At 45.5% G+C, this 14,167-nt stretch carries 8 protein-coding genes; 3 read left to right on the top strand and 5 right to left on the bottom strand.

Annotated elements, in window-relative coordinates; genetic code table 11:
• Positions 1-50: 50 nt before the first annotated feature.
• The gene (locus tag Q4549_RS09815; RefSeq protein ID WP_303553220.1) at positions 51-1,241 is read right to left on the bottom strand and encodes an ROK family transcriptional regulator; all 1,191 of its coding nucleotides are present in this window, start codon (positions 1,239-1,241) and stop codon (positions 51-53) included.
• 519 nt (positions 1,242-1,760) lie between these two features.
• Between Q4549_RS09815 and Q4549_RS09810 the strand changes: the two genes are divergently transcribed.
• Positions 1,761-2,444: an ABC transporter substrate-binding protein gene (locus Q4549_RS09810; protein WP_303511516.1), complete on the top strand. Its 684-nt coding sequence runs from the start codon at positions 1,761-1,763 to the stop codon at positions 2,442-2,444.
• Between the two features lie 87 nt (positions 2,445-2,531).
• Here the strand turns inward: Q4549_RS09810 and Q4549_RS09805 are convergent, their stop codons facing one another.
• The 4 genes from Q4549_RS09805 to rep form a co-directional block, all read right to left on the bottom strand.
• Positions 2,532-5,603 (bottom strand): alpha-amylase family glycosyl hydrolase, encoded by a 3,072-nt coding sequence (locus Q4549_RS09805; protein WP_303553219.1) that lies wholly within the window; start codon positions 5,601-5,603, stop codon positions 2,532-2,534.
• A gap of 68 nt (positions 5,604-5,671) precedes the next feature.
• Complete coding sequence (locus Q4549_RS09800; protein WP_303553218.1) at positions 5,672-8,677, bottom strand: alpha-amylase family glycosyl hydrolase; 3,006 nt, start codon at positions 8,675-8,677, stop codon at positions 5,672-5,674.
• Between the two features lie 274 nt (positions 8,678-8,951).
• Positions 8,952-10,055 carry a phosphotransferase gene (locus Q4549_RS09795; RefSeq protein ID WP_303511520.1) on the bottom strand — a complete coding sequence of 368 codons (1,104 nt, stop codon included), beginning with the start codon at positions 10,053-10,055 and terminating at the stop codon, positions 8,952-8,954.
• Between the two features lie 204 nt (positions 10,056-10,259).
• A complete protein-coding gene (rep, locus tag Q4549_RS09790) occupies positions 10,260-12,284 on the bottom strand; it encodes a DNA helicase Rep (protein WP_303511522.1) in 2,025 nt (674 codons plus the stop codon).
• Between the two features lie 169 nt (positions 12,285-12,453).
• Between rep and Q4549_RS09785 the strand changes: the two genes are divergently transcribed.
• Both Q4549_RS09785 and Q4549_RS09780 read left to right on the top strand, forming a co-directional pair.
• Positions 12,454-13,020, top strand: a complete 567-nt coding sequence (locus tag Q4549_RS09785; RefSeq protein WP_303511524.1) for a TetR/AcrR family transcriptional regulator — start codon at positions 12,454-12,456, stop codon at positions 13,018-13,020.
• A gap of 16 nt (positions 13,021-13,036) precedes the next feature.
• On the top strand, positions 13,037-14,158 hold the full coding sequence (locus Q4549_RS09780) for an efflux RND transporter periplasmic adaptor subunit (protein WP_303553217.1): 1,122 nt from the start codon (positions 13,037-13,039) through the stop codon (positions 14,156-14,158).
• The last annotated feature ends 9 nt before the right edge of the window (positions 14,159-14,167 follow it).

The raw sequence follows: 14,167 nt of genomic DNA, 5'->3' as shown, positions 1-14,167 counted from the left end.
CAAACTAAAAAAGGGAGCTGAGCTCCCTTTTTTGATTACGCTGCACGTGATTAGTCGGTGTGTTGCTGCATAATGGCAATCATGCCAATGCCGGCCATGTCTTCATCCCAATTGTATTTATCTACCACGTTATCGACATTGTGATAAGGCAATAGATTTTCAGATAGGGTTTTAGTCATCGACTCTTTCATATAGTCAAAGGCACGTACCCCAGGACCTGATATAACAATTTTTTGCGGGTTAAATAGTGCCATTACATTGGCTAAGCCCATGCCTAACACCGTACCAGCTTGAGAGAAGATGTGGCTCATAGCTTGGTGTTCATCTTTGGCTAGCTTATTAAGATCGAACATTTGCTTTTCTGAAGGGTGCAACATGTTGGTAGGAGCTAGGTTGTATACTGCGCTAGCGTCGCGATAAATCGCGTAATCGCCAACGTAGGCTTCAATACATCCGCGTCCTCCGCAGCGACACTGTGGACCATTTAAGCTAAATTTAGTATGGCCAAATTCAGTAGCGGCTGAGCCAGCATCTTGATAAAACTCACCATTTACAATCAAGCCCATGCCAACCCCATAACCCAGCTGAATGGCGACAAGGTTATTTACTTTGCTATAGCGGGGCAGGCTTTTTAAGGCCACAGCTAAGCAGTTTGCGTCGTTGGCTATAAATATTGGTAGCTGTGTTTGTTGCGAGAGTAACTCAACTAATTCAAGTTGCTGGTCTTTAACGGCTGGGCTCCACAATATACCTTTACCGTGGGGTTCTATAACCCCTTGAACGGCTAAACCTAAACCAAGTAACTTACTGCGTTCAACCTTATGCTGCTGAATAAACTCTTCGATAGCTTTGGAGAGTGCGTCTACTAACTGAGATTGATTGAGCGTTACCGTTAACATTGAAAGAGTCGCTTGCGCAATAATAGCGCCAGATGTATCACCCAACATAAAGCGTACTTCGTTAATCGATAGTTTAACCGCTAGGTAAAATGCCGCTTGTTTGTTTAGCTGCAGTTTTACTTTAGGGCGGCCACGACCACTGCTGGGATCCAATACAACATTCTGTTCAACAATAAAGCCTTGCTGCACCAACTCCGAGGTTATTGAGGTAATGGTGGCTGGGCTTAGTTGGGTGAAATTACCTATCTCAACCCTAGCAAGCTCGCCATGTTGACGAAGGGTTTGAATGATTTCCCGGCGATTGGCACTTCTGATTAGCTCTGTATCGGTAATTTTTTTCATGTTTTTGGTTAAGTGACTGCTTCCACATTAAAAATACGCGTTTTGCGGCGAATAAGAATTTGTTTCTCGATGAAGTGTTATTTCTGTCACGCTTATCTAAACTGCATATCAATTAAGCGCTGAAATATCTCACTATGAGGTAAGTGACAATATTGTAAATATTGGCGGGTATCAAGAAAAACCCGCCAACGAGGGCGGGGTTAGGAAACTTAGTCCATAAAGGAAAGGAAATGCTGCGAACAGTGAGTGCAGATAAAGGTAAATCTCACCCACCATTCTCTTGTGCAATGCAGCCCTACAACTCGGCTTTGCTGGAACATTGTTCAAGATGGTTAAAGCTTAATCGCTAAGTTTGTTATATAAAATTATGAAACTTTATTGCACCGTTAATAGAATTTACTAGCGGGATCTAAATCACCTTATGAAAATCTTAGCGCTTTGCAAAAAATTCATTACTCAGCGCTTAAGCGACTAAACTTATGAGGGGAGCTGGATGCTGCATAAGGAAGAGTGTCATTGATGAAACCGCGACTGAAATTCTGCTGCGCTTTATTTGTTGCTTGTCTATTCACCGCTCAGGCGCAACCTTTGCGCTTGGTTACTCACCATTTACCGCCCTATCAAATCGTTGACGGTGATGCCTTAAGCGGCAGAACAGTGAGCATTATGCAATGTGCCATGACAGAAGTTGGGGTTCATTATGAAGTGGATGTTAGGCCAATTGGCCGCGCCGAAAAAGAGCTGAAAGAAGGAAAGTTTGACGGCTTGTTTATTCTTAACCAAACGGCCGAGCGTGATGCTTTTGCTAAAGCAAGCGATCCTTTAGTGGTCACTTATCGCAGTTTGTTTAGTTTGCAAGAGGTTGAGTTTGAGACTAACAGTGCTGAAATGAAAGCCATGAATATAGGTGTATTACATGGCTCTGCAATGCACAAGTGGATGGCTAAACATCAATATACCAACGTACAGTCACGCTACGATTACCATATATTATTTGAGTTGCTACAACTGGGTCGACTAGATGCTGTGATGGCGCCATTTGACACCTATTATGTTGAGCTAGAACATGGCCATATCACTCAAGAAATTGCGGTGAAACACTTACGAGAAGCAAACCTCTCGGCTTATTTTAATTTTAATTGGTTGGAGAAATACCCGCAGTTTTTACCGCAGTTTAACACTGCTTTAGCAGCGTGCCGTTAACACTCTTATTTCACCGATTTATGTACTTTCTGCCTCGAATAAAAAAAGCCCGAGCAATTGCTCGGGCTTTTTAGTCAGCGTTATTGTTTATTTAGCTTGAGTAAACATAGTCACTGCTGAGCCTTCTACCTGGGTATTACCCGATAAGCCACCAGTGTTAGCGGCACCATAGGCATCAGCTACCTTAGTCCAGCTACCTGCCGGTAAACTTACGGTTTGATTATTTCCGCTGTTATACACAATAAACAGGTTATGGCTATCACTTGGGTCGGTGATATGGCCAGTAATAACCTGTCCACCAAATTGGTCTGGGCGGCTCACATTTAAGTACTGAGCCACTTCTTGGCTAGTATTCATGCGTAAACCTGCGTGCTTACGGCGTAATTCAATCAGCTGCTTAAAGTAATTGAATGTGGCGATATTGTCCGCTTTGTTTGACCAACGAATGGCATTGAAACTGTCTGGCGCGTTGTAGGTATTGTGAGTACCGCCGTGAGCCCCGTAATTCCACGCTGAAGGATTACTAATTTGCTGGTTGTTGGTTTTAGTTCGCAGGAACTCATCGCCAGCGTGAATAAAAGGTATCCCTTGGCTAGTGAGTACCATGCCCATGCCAAAATTAACTACCCGCTTGCTGTATGTGAGATCGCCTGGAGGATTAAAGCTAATCACCTGATGCGAGCTGTTTTGCTGCACGTTACTCGAGGTGCTTAAGTACACCTTATCCCACAAACCAAAGTTATCGTGAGCCGAAATGTAGTTAATCGTTTGCTCTGGATCGGCAGCATAATTACGGAACCAAGTGCTGTTTCGGCCGTCGTTTGGATTGTAGGGAGAGCCTTGGAAGCCATCATAAATAGCCCAACCCGATTCAGCCGCATCTACATTATTAAACATGTAGCCAGTGCGAGCATCATCGTTTGAACCTTTTAGTGACTCACGGAACGCGCCATTAAATACACCGATATGTTCATCAGCCATATGATGGGTGGTGCCGTAACGCACTCGTTGCCCTTCTAACGGATCGGTAGCATAGCCGTTCCATGGTTCGCCATAAATTAGCAAGTTGCGGTCGGCGAATTGATTGTTAAGGTGACGACCCCATTTTTCTACTTCTTGGTAAGAAAAAATACCAATCAAGTCGAAGCGGAAACCATCAATGCCGTACTCGTCTACCCAATATTCAAGCGAGTCTTGAATCATTCGGCTAACCATGGGTACGTCGGCATTAATTGAGTTACCGGTGCCCGATAAGTCGGTGGCGGTGTAGTATTGGCCAGAAATGTTTTCAAACATTTCATCGTCAAAGGTGTGGTTGTACACCACATCCATCACCACTCGAATACCGGCTTTATGGAACTCGTTTACCATGGTTTTAAATTCACGGGCACGGGCTTCATAATCAGTGGGTACGCTTGAGTAACGCTCCTCGGGTACATTGAAGTTTCGAGGATCGTAACCCCAGTTGTAACATGGGTCGCTATCGGGTAAACCGTCACAGGTAGCAAAGTCATATACTGGTAATAGCTGTACGTGTGTTACGCCAAGCTCTTTAAGGTGGTCGATGCCGGTTTTCACGCCATTATGGGTGGTGCCTGCTTCTACCATTCCTAAGTATTTACCGTTGTTGCCAGCACTTACGCCAGCGCTTGCATCAATAGTGAAATCACGCACGTGCACTTCGTAAATAATCGCATCTTCGCGCTCAATCAAACTTGGACGCGCTGCCCAGCCTCCTGCTGGTTCGGTGCGGCTCATATCCATTACAATGTTAATGGCTTCATAATCACCGGTACCCGGCTGTACCATCTTTCCGTAAGGGTCGCGAACCTGCACGCCGTTAATCAAAAAGGTATAAGGGCTAAGGTGTAAATCGCCTTCTACGGTGGTTTGGTAAACCTGACTATAACCGGCAAAATCATTCACTGCTTGTAAGTTGTGCTCTACGCCGTTTACGACCACTTTTACATTGCTATGATCTGGTGACCAAATAGAAAACGTTGTGCTGGCCGCTGAGTAGACTGCACCTAAGGTTTCTGTGTCGGTGCCGCAGTTTGATTCACAGCCCTGTTTGTCGGTGGTGACAGCTTTAGATATTGCGTTAAAACAAATCTTGTAGGTAGAGTTTGCATCAACCAATACATCAGCACTTGGGTAGTTTTCTGTCCAATCGCCAAAATGGTCAATCTTGAAGCGTGGATTGTTACTGCCAAAGCTTTGCGTTGTACAGTAATTGTCGTTACCGGCACTCGCCATCAATGTGGTTTGCCAATCGTTCGACGTACCACGGAAGTACCAGCTATCTGTTGGTGCATCGGTAATGATGTAATCAAAGCTGCTTATCGCAGAATTACCTGAGGCATCTACCGCGAAAACCTTGAGGCTTAAATCTACGCCATCAGCCACTACATCGGTAGCGTTAAACGTAAGGCCATTGCATGGGCTAGAATTGGCAGATGGCGTCGAGCCATCAGTGGTGCAGTAAATTGCTGGTGCGCTATCTTGATTATCACTCACGCTTAAACTAATTTGCTGAGCACTGGTGTAGGTGCCTGCCGCGGGATTGGCGCTCACACTAGGAGCTTGAGTATCTTCGCTGTGTACTGGCGTAGCAGTAATGGCTTTTGAGCTGGCGTTAAAGCAAATGTCATAGCTGGCGTTGCCGGTAACGGTAAAGTCTGCCGTTGGGTAAGCTTCGTTCCAATCGCCATAATGATCAATTTTGAAACGTGGCTCGTTATTGGCAAAACTTTGAGTGGTACAGAAGTTAAGGTTGTCGGTACTGGTCATGGCGGTAGCCGCCCAACCATTAGAGGTGCCGCGATAGAACCAGCTGTCTTTTGGAGGTTCTACGTCGCCACAGCTGCTGACTTCAGTGGTGGTTATGTTTTTGCTGTCGCTAAAAAAGCGGATGTCGTAGCTTTTGTTCGCGTCAACGCGCACATCATCACCGGGGTAGGCTTCGTTCCAATCACCAAAGCGATCGATCTTGAAGCGCGGGTCATTGTCGCCAAAGCTTTGGCAAGTTGAAAACTCTGTCGCAGATACGGTTTCTAATGCGCTGGTTGCCCAGCCATTGCTGGTACCGCGATAGAACCAATCAGCTTGTGCTGCGCTACTGGCAGCTAACAAACCGATCAATAATGCTGAATATTTCATAGTGTTAACTCTTCCATAGTTAAACAGGCAGGCCTAAGCGCACTTAGGCCTGCATGAGATATAAACGTTTACTGTTTGTCTAAAACCACAAAACTATTTGCAGGCACGTTAACTGAATGGCTGCCGCCAGATACAGTAACAATTTGCTCGTTATAACTTGCTGCATTAGTGTTTGGAGTGATTAGGCGATAGCTGCCGTTGCTCAGGTTGCTAAAGGTGTAGCTGAACGCACTACCTTTGGTGAGCGCAACATAGGCCACTTCAGAACCGTTATCACGCTTGAAGGCGGCGTGGTCACCATCAAGCAACAAGTCCGTTTGTTGACCTTTCTGAATCGCCTTAGAGGAGCTACGTAGGTTATTAAGCATTTTTAGATGCTTATATAGCGTTGGCTGATTGGTTTTGGCGTAGTTAATTCCTTCTGAGCCCAACATCCAGCGTGCCACTACATCGTCTTTCTCGGTAGTGGTGATGTAATGTGGCCAGCTTGAATACAATACTTCGGTACCGTAAAACACTACGGGTAATCCGCGGAACAGGTACACAAAGTTCAAATTGTTCATGTACTGAGTTTCACTAAGAATACCGTTGGCGCGGGTTACATCATGGTTATCAACAAAGGTGGCTAAATACGTTGGGTCGTAAATCCCCGAAGCATCGCCATCTGCGCCTGCAATGCGGGCATAACCATTACCGTCTTCGAAACCTGCTTCGCCTTTAAAGGCTTTGCCCATCCAACCTGGGAAGTCCATCGATGAACCGTGTAGATCCAGCATGTGGAACTTCTTGCCTTGGCCATTGTAGATAAGATCTACCGCAGATTTACGATCGCCAGTCCATGCTTCACCAGCCATGTAGAAGTTGTCGTTCCCTAAGCTGCGTGCGTGAGCGTCCATCTCAAGGGTAAAGCGCTCCCAAAAATCAGCGGTCATGTAAGACACGGTATCAATTCGGAAGGCGTCTACGCCGTGGTCAATAAAGCGCTTATAAACATTAATTAAGTGCTTAGTGGCATTTTGGTCGTCATCACCGTGTTCATTGAAATCGAGTAAATCAATCAACCAAGTATTGCCGGTGCTGGCATAGCTAAAGAAGCCATTTTTAGCGCCGTCCATGTAAGGGTCGTTGGTTTCCCAGTTCCAGGTTTGACCATCCATTTTAATTTCAAGTGCACGGTCGGCCCACTTACTTTTTGAACCCACTACCGATGAACCTGGCTGACCATGGTTCACCACAATATCTAGCATAATTTTCATGCCGCGTTCATGCAGTGCATTTACCAAGGCGTCAAAACCTGCCCAGCCGTCATTGTCTTTACCAAGAGAATGTAGGTGTGGGTCAATTTTATCGAAGTCGTAACCCCAATAACCATGGAAAGCCGAAGCTTCATAGTCATCACTGGCGTTAAAGCGTCGACCTTCTGGTTGTTTAACTACAGGGGTAATCCAAATGGCGGTAAAGCCCATGTCTTGGATGTAATCTAGGTTGTTGATAATGCCTTGAAAGTCACCACCGTGGTAGTAAGACAATGGTCCGGTCTTACTGGTATTGGTGTTGTACTTATCGGCTTCACCGTTGGGTAAGTACTCATCGCCCCAGATGTTGTTGTTGGTCGTGTCACCGTCGGCAAAGCGGTCAGTCATAATGAAGTAAACATTTTCTTCACGGAAATCGCCACTGGTGGTGATGGTTGGGTCAATGGTGTAATTAAAGGTAGTTATACCTTGGTTACCATTGGCATCTACAGCGAGTACTTTCAGCACTAAATCAATACCGCTTTCCACTACGTCGCTGGCGGTAAAGCTTTGCTGACTACATTCCGCTAAAGCTGCAGTAGGTAGACTATTGTCGGTGGTGCAATAAAGCTTAGGCGCTGGGTCTTGGTTATCCGTCACACTTAAACTAATTTGCTGAGCGGTCGTGTAACTGCCGCCCGATGGATTCGCACTCACCACTGGTGCTTTAGTATCTTCACCCTCAATCTCGCTGGTGGTGATTTGCTTGCTGGTGGCGTTAAAGCAAATATCGTAGGTGGTATCAGGGCTTACTGTTACATCGGCCGTTGGGTAGTTTTCGGTCCAGTCACCAAAGTGGTCGACTTTAAAGCGTGGGTCGTTGTTACCAAAGCTTTGAGTGGTACAGTAAATATTGTTGTCGCTGGTGGTCATCAGTGTAGTTTGCCAGCCATTTGAAGTACCACGGAAGTACCAAGTATCGGCTGGAGCATCGCTAATGGTGTAGTCAAAGCTGCTTACTGCTGAGTTACCGCTAGCATCTACTGCTAATACTTTTAGGCTTAAGTCCACCCCATCTGCCACTACATCACTGGCAGTAAAAGTAGCGCTATTGCATTGGGCTGAGGCTTGAGTGGGGACTGAACCATCGGTGGTGCAGTAAATACTCGGCGCACTGTCTTGGTTGTCTGTCACGCTTAAGCTAATTTGCTGGGCTTCTGTGTAACTGCCCGCAGCTGGATTAGCACTCACCGTTGGCGCTTGGGTATCTTCACTGCTGGTGGGGGTTGCGGTGATTTGTTTTGAACTGGAGTTAAAACAAATCTGATAACTGGCATTTCCGGTTACCGTGAAGTCTGCTGTTGGGTAAGCTTCGTTCCAATCACCGTAGTGGTCAATTTTGAAACGTGGCTCATTGTTGGCAAAACTCTGTGTAGTACAGAAGTTTAGGTTGTCGCTACTGGTCATGGCAGTTGCTGCCCAACCATTTGATGTTCCTCGGTAAAACCAACTATCGGCTTGCTGAATTACATCACCACAAGAGCTCACTTCGCTAGTGGTAATGTTTTTGCTGTCACTAAAAAAGTGAATCTCGTAGCTTTTGTTGGCTGCTACTCGTACATCTCCGTTGGGGTAGGCTTCATTCCAGTCGCCAAAACGGTCGATTTTAAATCGTGGGTCGTTGTCTCCAAAGCTTTGGCAGGTTTTGTATTCGGTTCCTGAAACTACTTCTAGGGGAGTGGCCAACCATTGGTTTGGCGTACCCCTAAAGTTCCATTCGGCTGCCACGGGCGCAGACAGCAACGTCGCCCCCGCGAGAGCGATCGATAACTTGTTCATGGATCCTTTCCTTATACTGTTTTTGCTGTTTTTATAAACACCCTGTTATGGCGAAAATTTTGTAGATCCGCTCAACAAGGGTGAATTGAATATCATTTTTATAGTTGTAAGAGCTCTGAGCAGATCAATCTGCTATTCAGGGCTCTTTAGCATGGTAGAGAAAAAACATTAAGGGAGGGTAAAAAATGTACAGAAGTGTGATGCTTTCATCACAAAGGCATCAGTTATACTTGATGCCTTTGTAAACAAAGCTTAACGGTATGAATAATCTAGGCTATTTCTGTTGATACTGGGCCGCAAGGCTGCGGTAATCTTGGTATTTTTTGATCAGGTCTACTTGCTCAAGGCTGGCATTATCAAACAGTAATGCGCCGTTGTTTTGTAGCTGAAGGTAAACCGTTGCCGCCATGGTAATCACTTTATCGATGCGTTTTAAGGTCATTGGTGTGCAGCTTTTTCCGCTAATGTCATCAGCAATATCTAAGCAGTGCGAACGAAAGCTTTCGGCAACAAACAGGTTCTTTAATGAGCGTTCGTTATCTAAGGCGTACTCCCAACGTTCTATAATGTCAGTTTGCCATTGAATGATGGCTGGCTGAGCATAACGTTGTTTTAGCCAAATCAGCTTTTGAGTATAAACGTCTAGCGCGGCTTCTTTTAGCTCACGATAAATTGCAAGCTGGTCGGCGGCCGTCATTACGTCTTGATAGCGTAACAAATAGCCAAATACATTGCGGGTTTCTAGGCGCTCTGCTGCATGAAAAGCAGGGGCATCAAGGCCGTCGCTATTGTAGTGCTCGAGAGGGTTGTAGGTATACATGTAGCCAAAATCGAACAGGTGTATCTGGCGACCATCGTAAATAATGTTACCTGGCGACAAATCCCATTCCATTAATCCAGCTTGCTCTAAGGCAAATTGAGTGGCGAAAATCTGGCGGAAAATCTCGCGACTAAAGCTGCACAAGGGTTTGCCATCAATCCAAGGTGACAATATAAAACCAAGGCGATAGTTGGCGTAAAGCGTGGTCACCACATGGGTAAATGCTTTAGCAGTAGCCGGTTGATCTTTTAGTGCCTGAATGTCGCGACGGCGTTGAACTTCGTTAAGAAACGAGGTTTCGCCATCAACATTATGCACCAGCGCTTTTGGGCGGCGGCGTTTAAGGTTGTAGTGGCGACCGTTAATACATAAGTGCAGTACAACAGCGGTAAGCCCACCATCAAATACCTCAACTACGTATTCGGAATCTATGTCTAAGGACGCAAGTTGTTCCGGAGGCAAGGGACACGCAGCTGCGTTGCCCACCACGATATTTTGTTCCCCTTGTTGAAAATGCAGTTGCGCCTGCTGGCGTTGTTCAACGAGTGCATTCATCATTGCGCTCCATCCTTGTTTACAGTTTTGTGAGTTTATTCTCATAAATCCTTGGAGTAAGGCGCTTTATTGAGATGAAAACCGTTTCGATCACAAATCTATTGCGCCCATACAAGGTTATTGGCGCAGGATCACATTTAAGACCATTGATTTTAAATGCTGAATAAGATAATTGGATGAATTTTAAGAGTGAATTAAGGCCTAAGGCTATTTTTTCTGGTTGAGGGCTGCACGCAATGCGGCAATACCTATGTTGCCTTTCTCTTGGCGTTCTTCTGCGGTTTCTTTTTTACGGCGCTGTTCCCATACCAAATCATCTTGAGGCAATTCGTATAAAAAACGGCTGGGCTCAGGTTTGATTAACTCGCCAAATTGGCGACGCTCTTTAGTGAGGGTAAAAGTTAACTCTCGTTGAGCACGGGTTATACCCACGTAGGCTAGGCGACGTTCTTCTTCTACGTTATCTTCATCAATACTGCTTTGGTGAGGCAATAAGCCTTCTTCCATACCGATGAGGTAAACGTAAGGAAACTCCAGACCCTTAGACGCATGTAAGGTCATTAGCTGAACTTGATCGCTCTCTTCATCTTCTTCGCCTCGTTCCATCATGTCGCGCAAGATAAGGCGATTAACCACTTGCGGTAACGTCATTGGCTCATTGTCGTTATCACCTTCCAGCATACCACTGACCCAACGAAACAACTCCGAAACGTTTTTCATGCGCATTTCGGCAGCTTTGGGGCTAGGGCTGGTTTCGTAGAGAAAATCTTCGTAATGAATATCGCGGATCATATCGCGCACGGCTTGTAATGCATCACCACGCTCTATGCGCTCCGACAGACTTAAAATCCATTGGCTAAATTGATTAACGGCATTCAGTGCTCGATTAGGCAAAATGCTGGTCATGGCGAAGTGGGTGGTGGCTGCAAACAAACTTATGTGTTGTTCGTTAGCGTAGGTTCCTACTTTTTCCAAGGTTGTTGGGCCAATTTCGCGGCGCGGGGTATTGATGATGCGCAGTAAGGCGTTGTCGTCGTCTTGGTTCACCAGTACGCGCAGGTAAGCCATTATGTCTTTAATTTCTGCGCGCGCAAAAAACGAGGTACCACCGCTAATCTTGTAGGGGATACGGTTGTTCATTAAGGTTTTTTCTAATAAGCGCGACTGGTGATTGCCGCGATACAAAATTGCGTAGTCTTTGTAGCTGGCATTGTTCATAAAGCGATGACCAATTAGCTCGGCCACAACTCGCTCTGATTCTTGCTCTTCGTTCTTAGCAAACAAAATCTTCAAAGCTTCGCCGTAGGCTAGCTCTGAGAACAGCGATTTTTCGAAAATGTGTTCGTTGTTTTCAATCAAGATATTGGCGCATTTTAAAATGCGCTGAGTAGAGCGGTAGTTTTGCTCCAACATAATCACTTGCAGGGCGGGGAAGTCTGTTTGTAACTGCATTAAGTTTTTAGGCTGAGCACCACGCCATGAATAAATGCTTTGGTCGTCGTCTCCCACTACTGTAAAACGAGCTCGCTCCTGGGTAATTAATTTTACCAGTTGATATTGGCTGGTATTGGTATCTTGGTATTCGTCGACCAATAGGTATTGAATGGTATTTTGCCAGCGTGAGCGCACGGCTGCATCGTGGGTCAGCAGCAGGGTAGGCATTAAAATTAAATCGTCAAAATCGAGCGCGTTATAAGCGGTAAGTTGGCGCTGGTAAGCCTCGTATAGTTGAGCAAACAATTGCTCTTGCTCGCTTTGCCCGGTTGCGCGGGCAACCGCTTGCTGCGGCAGAATTAGGTCATTTTTCCAATTAGAAATAGTGCTGATCAGCTGTTTAAGTAAATCTTTGTCACCTTCCAACTGTTTCTCGGTGAGCTCTTTGAGCAAGGCCATTTGGTCTTGGTCGTCAAACAGCGAAAAGTTAGGTTTAAGTTTAAGGCTTTTATATTCCTTACGAATAATGTCTAAACCCAAGGTATGGAAAGTACATACTCTTAACCCGCGAGCTTCTTTGCGCCCCATTGTTTGGCCGACACGCTCTTTCATTTCTCGAGCGGCTTTATTGGTGAAGGTTACCGCTGCGATGTTTTTTGCTTTGTAGCCACAGTTTTGGATGAGGTGAGCAATTTTATTGGTAATTACCCGCGTCTTACCACTGCCTGCACCAGCCAATACTAGGCAAGGGCCAGAAACAAAATTAACGGCTTTATCTTGAGCGGGGTTTAACTTCACGGAGCATTCCTTCTAAACGGGTCGGGCATTTTAGCTGATCGAGAGGGGCTGATCTACGTAAACAGAGACCTTTAATAAAAGTAAATTTTTTAAAAATGAACAATTATTCATTGATTGTTTTTTGATGATGCCTATAATCGCGTTCAACAACTGAATAAACGTTCATTTTATGATTCCCGATAAACACTTACGTATTTTAATGGCAGCCGAACACTTAATTGAACGAGGCGGCATTGACGCTTTGTCGATGCAGCGTGTGGCCAAAGAAGCGAAAGTGGCTGCTGGCACTATCTATTTGTATTTCAAAGATAAAGATGAGCTAATGGCACAGTTGCATGAACGCAATTTGCGTTTGTTTACCGATGCTTTTTTGGCGGGTGTAGACGCGAATGAAGGGTTAAAAGAGCAACATCGCCGTTTGTGGCTTAATGCCCTAAACTATCATTTAGCCCATGTGAACGTGCAGCGTTTATGGGTGCATTTAGAAACCTTACCGAAGAATGCACATCATAAACAATTGATTATGGAATTATTCGAACCGGTAAAACTTTTTTTCTCGAGAGGTGTCGAAGAAGGTTGCTTTAAGGCGCTTCCGGGAGAAATGCTTTATGCCTTGGCATTTGGTCAAATACACGAAATTTGTCGGTTCTCTTTTTTTAGAGACGTAACATTTACAAAGCAAGACATGGATGCTGCGCTTTTAGCTAGCTGGGATGCTATCACCATACACCCTTAGTTTTTGGAGTTGGGAAATGAAAAAATGGATGGCAATCATGCTAGTCCTTACAGTGATTCTGTTTGGTAGTGTGTTTGGTTTTTACTTGTTTAAGCAGAAAATGATTGCCCAGTTTATGGCTAATCGTCCGGTGCCTGAAATGCCTGTAGAGGTGGCCTTGGCCAGTTCACAAGATTGGCAGCCAGCGATTGAGTCAATTGGTTTCATTGAACCTTATCAAGGGGTGAACATCACCAGTTCGGTAGCCGGTTTGGTGAATAAAATTCATTTCTCATCGGGTGACACAGTGCGAGTGGGTGAATTGTTGGTGAGCTTAGAAGCCGATGTAGAAAAAGCCAACTTAGCCAGCGCCACCGCCAAGTTACCTGCGGTTAAACGCCAAATGGAGCGAAATAAATCGCTACTTGAGCGTGGTTCGGTATCGCAAACCCAATTTGATGACTCTGAAGCTAATTACCTAGCCTTGGTAAATGATATTGCGGCCTTAAAAGCCACCATTGAACGTCGTGAAATTCGTGCGCCCTTTAGCGGTGTAATGGGTATTCGCCAAATCAACCTCGGCCAATATGTGCAAGCGGGTGATGATATGGCGCGTCTAGAAAACCTCGACCATATGTTACTGCGCTTTATTGTGCCGCAAAAAGATATCTCATTGATTACCTTAGGCACCGAGATTGAGCTCAACTCTGATGCTTACCCAGAACAGTGGTTTAAAGGTCAAGTTACAACCATTGAGCCGACCGTTGATCCACAAAGTGGTGTGGTTCAGGTGCAAGCCACTATTCCTAATACCGAGGGGCAATTACGCTCAGGCATGTATGCCAGCGTACGTATTTGGCAGCCAGTTCAAGCTAATCAGATTGTGGTTCCTCAGCAGGCTATTTCCTTCTCTTTGTACGGTGAGTCTTTATACGTTGTAGAAAGCCAAACTGCCGAAGATGGCAGTGAAACCTTGACTGCAACGCAGCGTACTATTCAAGTGGGCGAGCGCCGTGGCGATGTAGCTATCATCAAGAAAGGGGTAGCAGCAGACGAGCAAGTTGTGGTTTCTGGTCAAGTTCGCTTACGCAATGGGGCTTTGGTGCGCATTGTTGAAGATAGCTTCTTGAACCGCGACCAAAACCTGCCAAAAGACTAGGAGCTTAGG

Origin of the sequence: Agarivorans sp. 2_MG-2023 (assembly GCF_030548085.1) — a bacterium.
In the GTDB taxonomy this organism is placed as follows: Bacteria; Pseudomonadota; Gammaproteobacteria; order Enterobacterales; family Celerinatantimonadaceae; genus Agarivorans.
Note: the sequence above shows the minus strand (reverse complement) of the source record. Positions and strands in the feature narration are given on the sequence as shown.

What these genes read in the sequence shown, in the direction of transcription:
- Q4549_RS09805 (WP_303553219.1), bottom strand. Translation starts at nt 5,603, where the DNA reads ATGAAATATTCAGCATTATTGATCGGTTTGTTAGCTGCCAGTAGCGCA.
- Q4549_RS09780 (WP_303553217.1), top strand. Translation starts at nt 13,037, where the DNA reads ATGAAAAAATGGATGGCAATCATGCTAGTCCTTACAGTGATTCTGTTT.
- Q4549_RS09795 (WP_303511520.1), bottom strand. Translation starts at nt 10,055, where the DNA reads ATGATGAATGCACTCGTTGAACAACGCCAGCAGGCGCAACTGCATTTT.
- Q4549_RS09810 (WP_303511516.1), top strand. Translation starts at nt 1,761, where the DNA reads ATGAAACCGCGACTGAAATTCTGCTGCGCTTTATTTGTTGCTTGTCTA.
- Q4549_RS09800 (WP_303553218.1), bottom strand. Translation starts at nt 8,677, where the DNA reads ATGAACAAGTTATCGATCGCTCTCGCGGGGGCGACGTTGCTGTCTGCG.
- Q4549_RS09785 (WP_303511524.1), top strand. Translation starts at nt 12,454, where the DNA reads ATGATTCCCGATAAACACTTACGTATTTTAATGGCAGCCGAACACTTA.
- Q4549_RS09815 (WP_303553220.1), bottom strand. Translation starts at nt 1,241, where the DNA reads ATGAAAAAAATTACCGATACAGAGCTAATCAGAAGTGCCAATCGCCGG.